This is a genomic window from Chitinophaga sp. Ak27, assembly GCF_012726295.1.
Taxonomy (GTDB): Bacteria; Bacteroidota; Bacteroidia; order Chitinophagales; family Chitinophagaceae; genus Chitinophaga.
Genome location: NZ_JABAOB010000003.1, coordinates 664,938 through 682,519, shown reverse-complemented (window position 1 = coordinate 682,519; position 17,582 = coordinate 664,938). Strand labels below are relative to the sequence as shown.

Annotated in this window: 7 protein-coding genes; 1 reads left to right on the top strand and 6 read right to left on the bottom strand. The window is 43.0% G+C overall.

Features of this window, described 5'->3' with window-relative positions:
* Positions 1-39 precede the first annotated feature (39 nt).
* From HGH90_RS14145 to HGH90_RS14120, 6 genes are all read right to left on the bottom strand, one after another.
* A complete protein-coding gene (locus tag HGH90_RS14145; RefSeq protein ID WP_168762052.1) occupies positions 40-1,857 on the bottom strand; it encodes a RagB/SusD family nutrient uptake outer membrane protein in 1,818 nt (605 codons plus the stop codon).
* A 35-nt stretch (positions 1,858-1,892) separates the two neighbouring features.
* A complete protein-coding gene (locus HGH90_RS14140) occupies positions 1,893-4,976 on the bottom strand; it encodes a SusC/RagA family TonB-linked outer membrane protein (RefSeq protein WP_168762051.1) in 3,084 nt (1,027 codons plus the stop codon).
* Positions 4,977-5,820: 844 nt separating this feature from the next.
* Positions 5,821-6,702: an AraC family transcriptional regulator gene (locus tag HGH90_RS14135; protein ID WP_168762050.1), complete on the bottom strand. Its 882-nt coding sequence runs from the start codon at positions 6,700-6,702 to the stop codon at positions 5,821-5,823.
* Positions 6,703-7,831: 1,129 nt separating this feature from the next.
* Positions 7,832-9,679 (bottom strand): glycoside hydrolase family 97 protein, encoded by a 1,848-nt coding sequence (locus HGH90_RS14130; RefSeq protein ID WP_169191360.1) that lies wholly within the window; start codon positions 9,677-9,679, stop codon positions 7,832-7,834.
* A 194-nt stretch (positions 9,680-9,873) separates the two neighbouring features.
* Positions 9,874-12,852: a LamG domain-containing protein gene (locus HGH90_RS14125; RefSeq protein ID WP_169191359.1), complete on the bottom strand. Its 2,979-nt coding sequence runs from the start codon at positions 12,850-12,852 to the stop codon at positions 9,874-9,876.
* A 302-nt stretch (positions 12,853-13,154) separates the two neighbouring features.
* On the bottom strand, positions 13,155-14,309 hold the full coding sequence (locus HGH90_RS14120) for a LacI family DNA-binding transcriptional regulator (RefSeq protein ID WP_168762047.1): 1,155 nt from the start codon (positions 14,307-14,309) through the stop codon (positions 13,155-13,157).
* A gap of 225 nt (positions 14,310-14,534) precedes the next feature.
* Here HGH90_RS14120 and HGH90_RS14115 point away from each other — a divergent pair, with 225 nt between their 5' ends.
* Positions 14,535-17,570, top strand: coding sequence for a SusC/RagA family TonB-linked outer membrane protein (locus tag HGH90_RS14115; protein WP_169191358.1), 3,036 nt, complete (start codon positions 14,535-14,537; stop codon positions 17,568-17,570).
* Positions 17,571-17,582 lie beyond the last annotated feature (12 nt).

The window sequence follows — 17,582 nt, the reverse complement described above, 5'->3', positions numbered from 1 at the left end:
TTACCGGCCTTCTTCAATGTGATATACGCGCTGGATCACCTATTGCAATGGATCAAAACTGCCACCCCACTCGCTGTTTTGCTGTAGCATATTCTTTGATTGTGAAATCTGTCCTGGATTCAGTGCTGAAAACCAGTGATTTAAATTGTATTTGAATTTATAGTTATCATCGCCATCTAAACTGTTAATGTATGCCGCATAAAATTTATTCCTGGTTGAATCATTGAGAATAAGTTCATTACTTGCAACTTTTTTATCCGGCCTTAACACAATATAAATGGAACTACGCGTACCCATGGCATTTAAAAGATCATATCTTTTCCAACGTCTCAAATCACCTGAACGTTTTCCTTCAAAGGCAAATTCAATAAACCGCTCAGCCATGATAGCACTTCGTATCTCGGTGGTTGATGCAGCGGTTATACCGTAGTTACCACCGTTGCCCGGAATAATACCCGCACGCTGGCGAATTTGATGCAATACATCCAGTGCTTCGTTACCCAGGCCTATCTCATTGGCGCATTCGCCATAATTCATCAATACTTCAGCATACCGCATTTCCAGCCAATCTGTTTGTCCTTTAAAACTATTTTCATCCGCTACAGTTGTATCCAGTCCTTTCCTGTCGTAAAATCCTACATACCCGGGAATACCAGAACGGAAAAAATCGGTCACCAATACACTTTTATAACTGGCTCTATCGGTTGTATTGCCAGAAATATACCGATAAACACACCAATAAGTTTCTCCTTTACGATAGGTATCAGCATTTTGATCAGGTAATACATATGGAACTCCGCCAAAAAAGACTGTTGAATAAAAACGGGGATCGCGATTTGTATAGAAATCCTTCAGGAACTGACTATTATAATTTGGATCTGACAACCTGTTCACATCCAGTTGTAAAGGGGAACCATCACGCTTTGGAAAACCCAACAGCATTGGAAGATATGGCTGGTTCTCATTATAGGTTCCCGCTTTTATTTCACCGAAATCAATTGGATTTCCCGGATAAAAATGTTGGTTCACCATAATAACTTCCTTATTCCGTTCCTGGTACCAGATATTTTTAAAATCTCCGAATAGTCCATACCCCGCGGCCAGCGCCGCATCTTTTGCTGCTTTATTAGCGTCATATGCTGCCTGCCAACGGGTTTTATCATTGGTAGGATTAAATAACGGGCTGGCATACCACAATAGTACGCGCCCTTTAAATGCCATCGCCGCAATTTTGGTGATTCTTCCATAGTCATTACCCGCATCTGTATATACTGCCGGCAAAACGGCAATGGCTTCGTCCAGGTCTTTTACAATTTGTGCTATACATTCAGAAGTCTTGTTTCGTGGAACAAATAGTTTCGAAAGATCAGAAATGTTTTGTACCCCCAAAATAAGTGGTACCCCACCTACTTCTCTTACCATATTCCAATATCTCCATGCCCGCCAGAATTTGGCTTCCGCTACATATTGCGTATTCAATGATGTGTTTAGTACGGTACCTGGCACGGTGGATAATTTATCCAGGAAGTAGTTAATCCGGTCTATATACTCATAACTCAATTTCATATTGGTATTCTCCACCGTAACAATCCCTTGCTGGTAGTTACTGAGGTTATGCGCATCGGCATCAATTCCCTCGTCGCTGTCTGATCCGTCGAATGGCCAATCCGGTGTAGAGGCGCCGTAAATGTCATTAAGATAAGACTTTATCATATTAGGATCGGTCCATACATTGTCCGGAACGATGGCATCCTGGTTTTTATAATCCAATCCTTTTTTACAAGCCTGACTAAATAAGAGTAGTGCGGCCGACAATACTCCGGCCCTATATATTGAGAAACGAATTCTTATATTCATAACACAGTAGTTTTTAAAATTGAACGCAAGTTGGATTAGTAGGTTACACTTGCTCCGAAATTGAATGTGCGCATAATGGGGAAGTTATTAGGATTACCAATTTCAGGATCATAATACAGCTTGTTAAATTTGCTGATGATAAATGGATTAGTGGCATTAAAAAAGATACGTGCACCAGAGAGGCTGGCTTTGTTCACCCAATTCTGAGGAAGTGAATAAGCAAGAGATATATACTTGCATCTGAGCCAGTTACTTTTCTTCATCCAAAAGGAGCTTTCATCACGGTTAATCCTGTCTTTTCCATCATTAGATGAATAACGGATAGGTAAAGAAGCATTGGTATTTTGTGGCGTCCATGCATCTGTAGCCCATTTTACCCAGTTTCGATTCCATTCCACATTTTGATTCAATGGCCTGATGGACTGATAATAATTAAAACTACCATTGAAACTGATATCCAGGCTCAAACCTTTCCAGGAGGCTCCAAAATTCAGCCCAACAACAATTGGATTGTTGTTTCTCCGCCACTCTACCTGATCCCAATCATCTACAATACCATCTGGTTTGCCGTCAGGGCCACTAATATCTTTAAACACCAATTGTCCAATCGCAGCTTTGTAACCATAATAGGTGTAATTCGGATTAGCAGCATTCCAGGCGTCGAGGTCAGCCTGAGTTCTGAGTATCTTGTCTGCCACACGTGTAGAAATACGGCTGGTACTCCTGCCTATCTCGTTTTGCCATGGATAGGTGATATTCAAATCCTTGATAATATTTTTGGCATTGCTATACGACGCAACTCCATTAACATAATAGTTTACTTTTCTCGCCTGGCCCTTATATCCTAACCCCAATTCTATTCCTTGCGCTTTAATTTCTCCATAATTAGAAGAAGGTAATGATCTGCTAAATGTTGGAGGAACTGTTTGTATACGCGATCCCAGGATATCATATGTTTTCGTAGAGAAATATTCTAACGAAGCATTGAAGTGTTTTAAGAAGTTCACATCAACCCCCGCATTATAATTCAACGTTTTCTCCCATGTTAGAGCGGGATTGACCAGTGCACCGTATTTAATACCAACACCTGTTGCTCCACCTGTGCCCAGATATGCATTTTTACCCTGATCGTATGATTCCTGCCATTGCCATCCTCCTACGCCGTCATTACCTACTAAACCAGCAGACATCCGAAGTTTGAGCATGTCAATTTTGTTTGACTTGAAAAAATTCTCCTTCGAAACAATCCATCCTAACGAACCGGAAGGAAAGAAGCCCCACCTCATATCAGGTGCAAATTGCATAGAGCCATCATAACGATAGGCAAAAGTTGCCAGGTACTTACTGTTATAGTCATAAAATAGTTGTCCGATATACGATTTTCTTCCCGTAGGCTGTTGTGTACTGCCATTAATATAGGAGTCCGCCCGATCACCACTTGTGAAACGCCATTGATCCGAAACATATACCGGGAATCGCTCCCTTGTACCTTGCATCCAGGAACCATCAGCCCCTGTGCGCTCATAGATCAACCAGGCCTTTACATGATGTACATCCTTAAATGTATTCTCATAGCTTAACTGTAAGTTTAGCTGGTAATTAGTGCTCCAGTCGTACCGCTCCGATAAACTATTGGTATGGTAGGATTTCTTAAAAGACACAAAATCATTAGGATCTGTACTGATCAGATACTGATCTGTTGTCTTCATGACCCACATATTATATTGCTTAACGAATGACCTCTGGCGCTGATTAAAAAACGACTTGCTATACTGTCCCGCTACGCTAAGCCCTTTAATACCGGGAATCTGGTAATTAAGCCTTAGGTTAGCAACAGGTCTAACCGCAGATACATTCTTATAGCCATTATCTCCCCTCACCTCAGCGCCAACATTCTGGATCCATCCATAATCAATAGGGTTGCCATCGGTTGTCCAAACCGGCTGATACGCCTGCCATATCCTTAGTTTTCCATAGATATCGTCCCAACCATCAGCAGACGGGAACTTTTGAATATTATTATTGAGCGACAAAAGCGCTTCCGCTGTCAATCCGGTAGCAATTTGAGCCTTGACATTTGCTCTTACACTATAATTTTGCCAATTCATATTTTTCAGAAACAACTGTTCCTTACTCATAGAACCGCCAATAAAATACTGTACTTTATCTGATCCTCCGGTGATACTTAAATTATGTGTTGTAGTAGATGGGTCATTCCATACAGCGCTCAACTGATCGTATCCCCAACCGTCATTAATTGTTTTAAATTTATCAATGACATTCTGGCTATACTTATTTGGCGATATCCGGTTCTGATACTCAAAATACTGCACTGCATTCATCAGGTCACTATTTCTTCCTCTTCTATCAAATCCGGTTTGGTAAGAGTATTCAATGCTTGCCTTGCCAGATTTTCCACGGCGGGTCGTCACAACGATAACACCGGCGGCGGCCCTGGAGCCATACACCGCTGTAGATGCTGCATCTTTCAAGACTGTAATATTATCTACCTCATTGGGAGATAAACGGTTAAATTCACCTCCATCCGCAATCCTTCCATCTATAACATATAAAACGTTCTGCGTATTCCAGGAACTCTTCTGGCGAACGGAAATACCAGGATCACTGCCAGGTATGCCCCGAGGGGTAGAAACGCTGACACCAGCCACCTGTCCAGCCAAAAGGTTTCCCAGTTGTTGAGTAGGTATATTACGTTTCACCTCATCAAATTTTATTATACCCACCGACGCAGTTAAGAGTTCCTTTTTCTGTGTACCATATCCCATAACCACTACATCTCCTAATGTTTCAGCAGATGCAGTCATTGATATGATCATATTTGTCGTGGCTTTCACTACATTGGGGTCATACCCGATCATTGTGACCTTTAAGTAACTACCATCTGGTACCGTCATCTCAAAAGCTCCTTCCTGATTGGCAACAACAACTTTTTTGCCATCCTGAAAAGCGATCGTAGCGCCTCTTAAAGGCGACTTGTCCTTGGAGTCGATAACTTTACCGGTAACCCGGATCTGGCTTTGCGCGACCAAAACCTGCGCAGTTAGTAGAAGGCATAAGGTACCCAAGAGCCATCGAAGCCCTTCAATTTTTCTTTTCATAACGAATTGGGTTGATGAATAATGACAATAGCATTCTGAACACTCATGATGCTGTCTTCATTACGAAGATCTACTAATCCATTCTTTTCGGCCTCGTATGGATTAGCAGTTATTTGTGTTATTTTTGCTCATTTTAGGGATTCATGAATGCACTAAAAACACGATGCAAAAAAAGTTAACAGTGCATCAATAAATTAACTCTAGTATGCCACCTTTCATTATCTCTGCATGTGTGATTTGTAAACTGGTAAGGGGCTTCCCGTTAAACTGCAATGAATAACGTATAACCTTTATCATAATGACCAGATATTAAATAATCGAAACATTCAAAGCCATGGGGCCAAGACTGACCCCATCCATCGCTAAGCCTATGTTTGCTTACATTTCTGTTTGCTAGTTTAACTTATTCCAAAGTATATGTCTTATATAGCCACCAGGCTGATAATACCTTAACATTATAACCAGTCCTCACTGGCATAGTCCTTTATATTCAATACCGATTTAAAAAATTCCTTACGGACATAAAATTCCGAATATTATAGCAAAGCTAGCTGATTGATAAATTATAAATTACTACTATATCAACGAACACCTATGCAATATTTCCAGATATCAAAGCTTATAAACCAATTACCATTAAAATAGATAGATGTCATCTCCCACATCTTCTTCAAGAAAAGCCGCCCTGGAATATTCCCGGGTGGGTTATATCTGTCACAAACTCCAGTTTAATTGAACTTAAGCCTTTAGAACTTCAAACAAAACAAATAGAGATGAATCAAGATCGGAACAAACCACTAACCCATATGCGGCGCCGCTTGTTCTTTTCCCGTCGGAAGGAGTATTAGATGGCGGTATCATCTCCATGAATCTGATATTGTCTTATAAAGTTCCTCGGTGCAAGCCCTTTCACTTCCTTAAAGTGTTTATTAAAATTGGAGATGTTGTTGTATCCACAAGTGTAACATGCTTCTGAAACGTTAGCCATCCCTTCCAGCAATAACTTAGCGGCATAGTTAATCCGGATTTCTTTTATGACATCAATAAGCGTTTTATTAGTTTTCAGCTTAAAAAAACGGCAAAAACCCGACGGAGACATATGAATAAGATTGGCTACTTCTGGCAACGTTATTTCATCTTTGAAATTTTTATAAATGTAATCGAACACCCGGTTAATTTTCTGTCCATCTGCAGATGTTTCCCCAAGATTAAAAAATCGGGAAGACAATACTTTGAAATGCTTTGAACGAGCAAGCACGTGCAACAACTGCATCATCCAGGCCATTCTTCCCAACCCAGTTTCACATAACATTTGCTGCAGAATAAATCTGGCGTAAACAGCGGTCTCTCCTGAAAACGAAATACCTCTTGCAGCCCTGCTAAATAGTTGATTTAATTCGCGAGCTTCCGGCTTCGCAAGAAGTTCTTTGCCAAGGAAATCAGGCAAGAAATGCACTACATAAGCCATAGGCACCTGGGTGGTATCCTGAACCTGTTGATATTGCCAGCAGTGGGGCAGATAACTTCCAAGCAACACTAATTCCGGACCTTCAAAATTTCCAATATGATCCCCAATAAAGCGTTTTCCGCTACAATTTTCCAGGAGCGCTATTTCATAATTAACATGACTTTTGAACGTATTATACTTTTTCATCTCCAACACATCTGTGCGCACTGTAAATGACTGATCTGCCGGAAATATGAAACTCTCGTATAAATGCTTCATGGATTAATTAAAAATTTATGAGTGGCATTAATTCATCCACGGGATTATATTGAAATAAGAACTAACAGTGCTACTATTAACAGCTGTAAATTCATGGGGCCAGGAATGGTCCCATCCATAATTAAGTCTATGTATTTGCTTTAAATAAGCGCACTGTACTGAATCTTTAAATTTACTTCAAGAAAATACTTTAATTCCTTTTACAATCATCCTCTCCTATTCTATCCAAACCGCTAAACAAACTCCCCGAAGGCGACTATCAAAAAATGTATTATCGGCTTTCACATACACAAAATTTAGCGAACGCTCTCCTTTGCACCAGCATAACGAAGGAATAAATATTACCCGCTACGACAACATGCTAATGCAATAGCCATTACGACTACATACATAACACTAATCTTACTTTTCATAGAAACTGTAAAATCAAGAAAGATAAATTAACGGTAGTCGGTTTAAACCTTTTCTGACTATTGGAATATTTGTCACATAGCTCTTCATGGCATTATAGTCCGGATTACGTAACTACCAACCAACGGTTAAGCTACACTGGGTTTATAAGGCGTACAACAATCAAATTCTATCGCATACATCTGTCCACTCCTATGGGCAATGTACAGCTTATCCCACTCAAAGAAAGCATTATAAATATGGTCTACAGCCTCGCCTATTAGACACTCCTCATGCCTGAATATTTTAAAAGGTCAATGCCCGGAGCGGCAATGGCAATAAAAAATTCCAGTCATCCCCTTATCCATTTTGTACTAATCTCTGAATGCAGGTTATACTTTAACAAAAGCAGAGGTTTTAAAATCAATCAATAATCATATAGTAACGATGTCAAATTTAGATGAATGACCTACAATAAATTGCTGTTATATTGGCAATTACTGATGCGATATTTTCTCTCATTGGGAGCATATTCCCATTAAATCGATTGCAAATTAAAATTGTCACCAATCAATACTCATGCAATAATAGATCTACATTTCAATCAAATCGATTGCAATTAAACACCCTTCCAAATATCCGCGGGGTTGCTGTGGATTATTCTCATGTACTACAAAAGAAAAGAGCGCCTCAGCTACACTTTTGAAGACGCCCTTTCTTATATCTGAATAACAAAAAATCATCTGTCTACTTTCTCCAATAATAAGCAAGCCCCGCCACCAGGCGCCAGTCTTACTTTTACCTGGTTTTTATTATTAACCGTCTGCGTTAACACATTATAATGCTCTTTATTTCCCAGATAACTGGCATCTTCGGCATCCTGAATAATCGTTGCCTTATAATTGCCTTTTTCCAATACAGTAAGCGGAATTATCAGTTCACGTTCTTTCTCATTGGTAGCCGCTGCAATCAACCATTTACCCTGAGACGATTTACGGGCCATCACAATATACTCCCCAATCTCCCCACTCAAAGTTTTACTCTCTTGCCAGGGCATTGCCTCCGAACTAATAAATTTGAGTAATTCAGGGTGCATTTCATAGTACTCAGGGATATCAGGAAGTATGGTAATACCCGAAAAAGTAATCAATGTACGTGCTGCTTCAGCAACAATAGTTGAAGGAACAGGCATCGCATTATCTACTCTTCCTTTCTGTTCCATATCCATAATGCCGTTATTCATATCCAACGGGCCGGACAACATATTCACAAACACCGAGGTAACGAATGTTTTGGGTTGAAATACCTGGTGACCATCCAGCTGGGCCTGGCAAAACTCGCGGGTTACGGCATTGGGATAAGTGCGCATCTGTCCGTAAGGATGAACGGGATTATCGTGAAAGTCAACCAACAGTTTATTCTGAGCACAAAGTTGTGTGATACGTTGTGTTTTGGGATTTTTCTCAGCTAAACTGCCCTGCATAAATCCATATTTAATTCCTGCTGCACCCCATTCTCCATATTGCCTGATAGTTTCTTCCAAGGGATAATGGTTTCCTCCTACATCATTTAAATATAACCAAACGCCCACGGCTCTTTCTTTTGCATATTGGATTAATTCTTTTACGCTTTGAACCTTTCCTCCCTTTACCGGATCAGATGCTTTATTAAATTCAGGACCATACCAGTCTGCATCTAAAACGAGATAGGAAATGTTATTCTTTGATGCAAAATCTACCATCCGCTTCCATGAAGGCAGTGACATTTCGTACTTAAATCCATTAAATACAGCACCATTAATACGCCAATCCCAAACTGCCAGCCCCGGTTTTATCCAGGAAAAATCAGCATCCTTTTCAGGTGCAGGGTTCAATAACTCCAGCAAATGACTGTCTACCAGGTCACCGGGAGAACGTCCATACATAACTACGCGCCAGGCTTTAGATCCCTTTGATGCAACATTAAAAACAGTAGTACCGGAAATATGTTTTAATAATAAAGGCTCTCCACTTTCCAAAAACGCTTCATGAATTGCCAGGTACTGCTTATCAGACACCTTTACCGTCATTACCGGATATCGAATCGCCGCCGCATCCTTTAGATACTCAGGTCCGATATTATGATGCTCTCCATTATAGTACCATGCTTGATAATTCCCGGCAAAGTTAAATACAGTTAACTCCGAGTCTACCTTCACTCCTTCATAACGGAAAGCCAAACCGTCATTGTAAAGTCTTGCCCTAATGGTATAAGCATCGAACTGCAAAACCATTTCCCGGTAAGCATCTGGCACGATGCTACGCTTACCCCATAATGGCTTCCACACTTTGCTGACCTGCCTTTGCTGTTTACTTCTTAAGTGCTGATATGTTGTATTGTTAACTCCTAGGGGCGATGACTGTAAAAGCATACGGCCATCAGCTATAAAACTATAGTAAACGGCGCCCTTCTTGTCTTCCAGAAATGTTACTTTTAATTTTCCATCAGGGGATACCAAGTTTTCAAAAACAGAGGTTGTCTGTGCATGGATGTTTATGCCAAAAAATAATAAACCCAGGAAAATAATAAAACTGAATCGTGTATTCATAAAAAATATTATCATCAATTAGACCATTACAACCGTCCTCCCAAAAGCAAATACCGGGATAAATATCGCATTACTACCTGAGATAATTACCGAAAATATCCTACTATCCTACAGCACTTAAAACAAACGCGGGGGGAAGACGGCTGAAATAGTACGTCCCCCCTTTAACCCATTATGAGTTAAACTCATTTGCATTAGTCTTTCTGCCGCAGCAGGTACCAGGAAAATCCTCCTGCTGGTAAAGTCATCTGGAACTCAGCTACTGCCCCTTCTTTAAGCGAAACTTCACTTACCTTTCCATCTTTCCCTGTCAACACTGCCGTTTGTTTAATGCCTGTATAATATAGTGGCACTTTAACATTCTTTGTAATTTCATGATCCGTAGGATTGAATGCTATCAACATACCTTTATCCCGTATGTCTGGATTTACATGCAGCATCAGATCTATATCGCGGCCATCAGGGCGGCCAATGTGAATAATATCCGATGTAAGGATATCACGATACTGTTTAAACCAGGCTATCCAATGTTTTACCATTGCTTTGGTATCGGGCGTATCATACAGGCGTTTTCCTCGAATAGTAAGCTGGCAGCCACTTGCCAGGTGTTGAAATAAACCTGTTTCGTAGCGGGACAGATTATCAGCTAATGGTTCCAATCCTACGCGGGGATCGTTTGTATAAAATCCAACCAGCTGCAACACCATTCCGCCCATAGTAGGTGTTTTATGCCAGGTACCATCATAAATATACTGCCGGCCAAGAAGCAATTGTTGCTGAGGGGTAAGGTTAGCACTCGCTTCGCGATACCCCATTCCGGTGGCAGATTGGCCATTTAAGAAATACCAATCCGGCATTGGCGCATACATGTTTCTCTTTTGTAATTCATGCAACACCTCTACCTGGGTTTGCCACTGTTTCCATTGGGAATCATTAAGGCTGTAGTGATGCGGATGAATAACAGAAGCACAAACATCACCATGATAGGGGCCATCGATGTTATAGGTCATAAAACCGGTTCGGTCAAAAAACTTCCACATTGCCGGATAGTAGGTATCCTTCCATCCGCTGGCAACACATACACTTTGCCCAAACAGGCTACCTGGCTTACCGGTTGCAGGATCAATACAATCAACATCCGCCCCTCTTCCCCTGGACGCCACCTGCAACTCATATCCGCCCATTACGATGCCCCGTTCTTTCGCAAAACCGGCAATCTCTTTCCATAAGGCGATATAAGCCGTATCCAGGTTATCATGCGAAATACCTGGCCATGCCATTACATCAAGCCTCTCAAAGCCAAGCTCACCCATCTGCGTAATGAAATGCTTTAATTCAGTTCGATCATGCGAGGTAATTCCCCCTGTCAGTAAAGACTCGGTCACCTGCGGTGCCAGCGTGCGGTAAAATCTTCTATGTGCAAGGCTCTGACGCTCCTTATCATCGCTATCGTGCAGCAGTTCAAAAGTGGTAAATGAATTAAAGCATCCCTGCGGCGCCAGCAACTCTGATGGTCCCATCGGCAAGCGGCTTACCAGTAGGGAATGATGTGGGAATGCGAGAAACCTGTCTTCTGCCTGATTATGTGTTGCCCAGGTATTATACTCAGGATCTACCAACCATTTTGTAGTAGAACCACCCACCTGATATGCAGGCGGTTCGCCTTTATAATGCATCAGCGCACTTCCTTCCTTATCGGCATTTGCCAATGCAAAAGAATAATCACTTTCCATGTGGATGCGCTTTTCCTGATCCTGTGTCACAGCCAGCACTTCACATTCTGTTTCATTTACCAATACCGGTTTCCCGGTACCATTGCTGATGGTAATCCACTTTGCCAAAACGGGGATGCCGTCATACATTTCATAATGAACAGCTACCCTCAACTTTTGTTTCCATTCTGGGATATTGACCGGAGCATCATAGTTCATAACAACGTGTATTCCTTTAGGTGGCCACTCCGTATGAACAGCGTTAAATTTCTGTTGCCAGTGGTAACGCGCCTCTGGCTGGCGAATCTCCAGCCCCGCGAACTGAAATCCAGCAGGATCATATACCATGTCCTCCAACCATGAATTGAGCAGATAAGATTTCTCCGGCTGACCAGTCAATCCACCGATATCGTACCAGGTGCTATCTAACCTGATTCTTGCTTCCGGCTTTACCGCCCGTAGATATTGCGCACCATTGGAAAGATTTTTATAACTGATACAGGCAATATTATCACCGATATAGAATTCACGGCTAATCAAGCCATTAGACAATTTTATTATCCCGCTCAACCCATCAGCAGATGGTTGGAACGAAAGATGTGAAGACTTGTCAATATGACTTACCAGCCAGTCTGATGGCGCCTGCTGTTCAGTATCGCTCTTAAGGCGACTAACGAGAGGATTTCCCGCGATTGCTGCAATAACTCCACGCCGCTGGTCCTCCAAAAGTTTTCTGCCCCGGGCGACTGCCTGCTGGTTGAAATGCAGATCCTTCAATGGGTTAAATTTTCTTCCATTAAGTGCCGTAATACGAACATCATAAATGAGTCCATTGAAAGCAGCACGGCCGGCAAAAGCACCCAGAAACAACGTATCTGTATGAACAGGCCGGGCTATCTCTTCAGCAGCTGTTTTCTGCCCATTTAGCCATGTAGTTACTTTACTATCAGATACAACAATAGCCAAATGTACCCATTCGCCTGGTACTGCCTTACCAATAGCCGATTTTACCGGAACACCATTTGCACTTACCATCCAGGTATCATTCTCACGATACACTATATATGCTGCACTACTTATGCCCAAAGCTAACAAGGTAGTTTGCTCTGGTAGACCCAGGATGGCCCCCTGACGCCCATTCACCTGCGCCCAACATTCCAACACAAAATCGTGGCTTGCCAGGTTAAGAGCGCGTTGAGATACATAACCTGCATTATCCCTAAAGAGCAGCGCTCCTTCTCCTTGTAATTTCCTTTCAGCCGGTGCATCAGCAAAAAAAAGCGGCTGACCTTTTCTTTTAAGAACGACGCGATCTCCCCGTGTTTGTAATAGGGAATCAGGTCCGGTGGCATAAGTAATGGCTCCTGCCCGACCAAAATTATAGTAAAGAGTGCCACTCTCCTGTGCTGAAACTACTGCCGATAACGCGGTCAATGCAGTAGATATATATATTTTCTTCATAATTCACCTTGCTGTTGGGAAGGGCCTATTTATCTTCCCAGGCGATACTCCCACCTGATTATATTGCCGCTTTTGGGCAGTTATACAAATACCAGGAATCCCCACTCAAATATATATCTCTGAAACAGGCCACCACTTATTCATTTTGACCGATTCATATGCTTTTTTAACCTTCCCTTTTTTTATTGCCATTACCTGATGAGGTACCTTTTTCCAAACAGGGCAAATTCCTTGCTGCATTATCAAGGCTGTTTCTTTTCTGGACAAACTTTACTTGATTTTTCTGTTTTCAGTATCCGTCGTTATCTCCCCGACGACTCCCGCACGATCAACGTTGTTTTCAACGACTGATGCACCGGCAAATACTCGTTTCCCTTCTTAATGGCCTCCAGTAATATACCCGCTGCCGAGCGGCCGATGTCTGCCACTGGTTGCTGTACCGTGGTCAGCGCCGGCTCAATCACTTCGGAAATAGGATCATTGCTGAAACCAACAATGCCCAGTTCAGACGGGATCTCTATTTTACGCTTTTTAGCTACCAGCATCAGCTGGATAGCCACAGGATCATTCACACAAAAAACGGCATCCGGTCTGTGTTTTAAGTTAAGCAGCTTTTCCGCGCAGTGAATCGCGTCTTTTTTGGAGAGGTCGCAATGCACTATTAACTCTTCTTTAAATGGCAGCTGATGCCTGGCCAGTGCATCCCGGTAACCATTCAACCGGTTATGCGTGATGAGTAAAGCAGGTGGCCCGCCAATATGTGCAATATTTCGATACCCGTTTTTTATCAGGTGTTCCACTGCTTTCAGCGCTCCTTCGTAATCGTTCACCAACACCCGGGAAGTATCCATTTCATCACAGATCCTGTTAAAGAACACCACGGGGATACCATGCCGCTCAAAGGCTTTAAAGTGATCAAATTTCTTGGTTTCCTTGGTCATGGAGATCAATACCCCATCCACCCGGTTCGCCAGTAATACATTGGCATTGGCTACTTCTGTTTTATAAGATTCCTGCGACTGACAGATGATCACGTTATAGCCAGCCTGTTCAGCCACCTGCTGAGCGCCCATGATAATAGTAGGAAAAAAATAGGTTAGGAACTCCGGTACAATAATACCAATAGTGTTGCTTTTACTTTTTACAAGGCTCTGGGCTAATAAATTTGGTTGATAATCCAGCTGCCTGGCCATCTCCAACACTGCAGCCCTTGTTTGCGGGTTAATATCCCCGTGTTCGTGTAAGGCCCTGGATACGGTAGATTTAGAGATATTCAGCGCCTTTGCAATATCCACAATGGTGGCCATATGCTTTTTAAGCTGCGGCGCTTCCGCTGCTGTTTCCCCGGGAAGGGTGAAATAGATATTACAGTTCTTACAATAGTAGCGCTGCTTCCCCCTTACAATACCAGATTTTGTGATCGCGTGCACGTGGTTGCACCGGATACATTTTATCATTAAATCAAAACAATTTTATATTGGTACGACTAATTTTAAGCGCATTTTTCCAACCTATTACCATCAGAAGGAGCACCTTCTGCGCTACCGGTATCGTTTGCGGTATCGTTCCCGGTAGATTTCGTTTTCCAAAACGCCGGCAATTCTTTCATTGTTTAATATTCTTCTCTAACATTGCTGACCACTTATGATTAATGTTTTACCAAAAGCTAAAGACGCTACGTTATGAAAAAAACAAGCCCCTTGTTTAAATTATCGGGTTTACGCTTGCTTGTCCTTTTTTCTCTTTTTACGCTGCCGGCAAGTGCACAAACCGTTGTGCCGTCTGTTTCCGGCAAGGTAATGGATGAAAGAGGGCAGCTATTGCCCGGAGCCACGGTTGCGGTAAAAGGCACCTCAAAAGGCACTGTCACCTCCGTCAACGGTATGTTTACACTGAAAGATGTTCCCGTCAATGCCATTATCACAGTTACCTTCCAGGGGTATCAGCATACCGCGATGGAACTCCGCGGACAATCCTATCTGGCCATATCCCTTAAACCGGATATCAGTAAACTGAACGATGTGGTGGTAGTTGGCTATGGCACACAGCGCAAAGCCGCATCTACAGGATCTATCGCCTCCGTTAAAGCAGCAGACATTACGCAAACGCCTGTTACAAATATTGCCCAGGGCCTTGCCGCCCGGGTGCCCGGCGTACAAATCACGCAAAATAGCGCAGCCCCGGGAGGTAATATCAGTGTACGTATCCGCGGTACCAATTCCATCAACGGTTCCTCCGAACCGCTCTACATCATTGATGGCATCCAAATATCCAACAGCGGCGGCGTAAGTGATGTAAGCCCACTATCTACGATCAATCCAAATGATATTGAATCCGTGGAAATACTAAAGGACGCATCTTCCACCGCTATTTATGGCGCCAGGGGCGCCAACGGTGTGGTATTAATTAGTACCAAACGCGGAAAAAGCGGCGTTACCCGCGTGCAACTGGATGCTTACCGTGGCATACAAAACATCACCAAAAAACTGTCGATGCTCAATGCCTCACAGTTTGCAAAACTGGAAAATGACATCTACAATTCACCGGTATATCCCGATCCATCCTCCCTTGGAAAAGGAACTGACTGGCAGGATGTTGTTTACCACCAGGCCAATATGCAAAATTACCAGGCATCTGTAAGCGGTGGTTCAGAAAAAACGCAGTTCTCTTTATCCGGTAACTTCTTCAATCAGGAAGGTATTATTATTTCTTCGGATTTCAAACGTTATTCTTTAAGAGCCACACTCGATCATAAGATCAGCGAAAGCTTTAAAGTAGGGACCAGTATTGTTAGCAGCTATACGATCAACAACAATATTCCCACCGGTGTCAACTCTATCGATGGACCGCTGGTAACCCAAAGCATTATAGGCGCCACCCTTGGCGCCCCTCCTACCCTGGCGCCTTATAGAGCTGATGGCAGTTTATATCCTTTTCCGGATCAATTCAATGGCCGTTACCGGGAAATTACCAATCCTCTCGGACTGGCAGATATACTGAACCGTAATACCATTAAACGCACCCTCGCCAACGTATATGCCGAGGCAAAAATCATTACCGGTTTAAGTTATCGTGCTTCCTTCAATGCAGATATAGGCAGCACCCTGAACGATTATTACTCCCCTATTTATATTCTCGGTAAATCGGAAGTAAATGCCAACTCCGGTACTGCATCAAAAGGGAACATCAACACCACCAACTGGCTGCATGAAAGCATTCTAACCTATGATCGCACTTTTGGAGACCACTCCCTAAAATTTACCGGTGTATATGCCATTCAAAGCAACATGTACAATGATAATATCATCAATGCAAATGGCTTTCCGAATGATGCCACCGGCAACGAAGCTGTGCAGCTGGCAGTGAATAGAACCGTGAGCAGCAATCGCACCAAAGACGCACTCAGCTCATATATGGGCCGTATCAACTACGGTTATGCCAACAAATACTTCCTTGACATTACCGCCCGCTACGACGGCGCCTCTAAGTTCGGTGAAAATCATAAATGGGGCTTCTTCCCAGCCATTGCCGGCGCATGGCGTATCATTGAAGAGCCTTTCCTGAAAGGCAGTAACGTATTCAGCGACCTGAAACTAAGAGCCAGCTATGGTCGCACCGGCAACGCAGGCGCCATTGCACCATACCAGTCACTGGCACTGGAAAGCTCCGGAAGCAACTACCAATTCAATCACCTCTACACCGTCGGTATCAGCCCTTCCGGCATCCCCAATGCAGACCTGCGCTGGGAAAAATCAACACAAGCCAATGCTGGTCTGGATATCGGATTGTTCAACGACAGGCTCAACATCGTGGTTGATTACTACAATAAAACAACAAAAGACCTGCTATTTGTGAAGAACCTCCCCCTTTCCTCCGGCTATACTTCCATTACCGGCAACTTTGCCAGTATCCGGAATAAAGGCGTAGAAATTGCCGCAGACGCCAGGCTGCTCACCGGGAAATTTAAATGGAATGTGAATGCCAATGTTTCCATAAACCGCAACGAGCTGCTAAGCCTCGAAGGCGGTACCAATGAATATGTACTCAGTCCCTACAGTGTACTCCGCGTGGGTCAGCCGCTGGGCATCTTCAAAACCTATGTATTCAACGGCATTTATCAAACCGGCGAAACAGTATTACCAGGTAGCGGAAGCAGAACAGGTGGCGTTAAAGTGGCAGACCTGGATAATGACAAACAGATCACCGGCGCAGACCAAACCATTACCGGCAACGCAAATCCTTCCTTTATCTTTGGTTTCTCTTCTAACTTCAACTACGGCCGCTTCGACCTTTCCATCTTTCTTTCCGGTGTACAGGGAAATAAAATTTTTAACCTGAGCCGCTATTCTTTTGAAAATGGCCTGGGAGGAAGAAATGTATTAGAAGGTATGAAAGACAGATGGTCGCCCACCAACCCTAACAATGAATACGCGAGCGGATTCCAGGGGGGCAGGATCCCCGTGAGCGACCGCTTTGTGGAAGATGGCTCCTACATCCGGATGAAAAACATTACGCTCGGTTACAAGTTGCCTGCCATTAAGTATATCACCAATGCAAGACTGTATATCAGCGGTAACAATCTTTTCACTATCACCAAATATAGTGGCTATGATCCCGAGGTAAACTCCTTCGGCGGTTCTAACACACTAATCGGGATCGACAACCTCGTATATCCCCAGGCAAGGTCTTTCCTTATTGGCTTACAGGTTGGTCTCTAAAAAATGATGTAT

What these genes read in the sequence shown, in the direction of transcription:
- HGH90_RS14145 (WP_168762052.1), bottom strand. Translation starts at nt 1,857, where the DNA reads ATGAATATAAGAATTCGTTTCTCAATATATAGGGCCGGAGTATTGTCG.
- HGH90_RS14140 (WP_168762051.1), bottom strand. Translation starts at nt 4,976, where the DNA reads ATGAAAAGAAAAATTGAAGGGCTTCGATGGCTCTTGGGTACCTTATGC.
- HGH90_RS14135 (WP_168762050.1), bottom strand. Translation starts at nt 6,702, where the DNA reads ATGAAGCATTTATACGAGAGTTTCATATTTCCGGCAGATCAGTCATTT.
- HGH90_RS14130 (WP_169191360.1), bottom strand. Translation starts at nt 9,679, where the DNA reads ATGAATACACGATTCAGTTTTATTATTTTCCTGGGTTTATTATTTTTT.
- HGH90_RS14125 (WP_169191359.1), bottom strand. Translation starts at nt 12,852, where the DNA reads ATGAAGAAAATATATATATCTACTGCATTGACCGCGTTATCGGCAGTA.
- HGH90_RS14120 (WP_168762047.1), bottom strand. Translation starts at nt 14,309, where the DNA reads ATGATAAAATGTATCCGGTGCAACCACGTGCACGCGATCACAAAATCT.
- HGH90_RS14115 (WP_169191358.1), top strand. Translation starts at nt 14,535, where the DNA reads ATGAAAAAAACAAGCCCCTTGTTTAAATTATCGGGTTTACGCTTGCTT.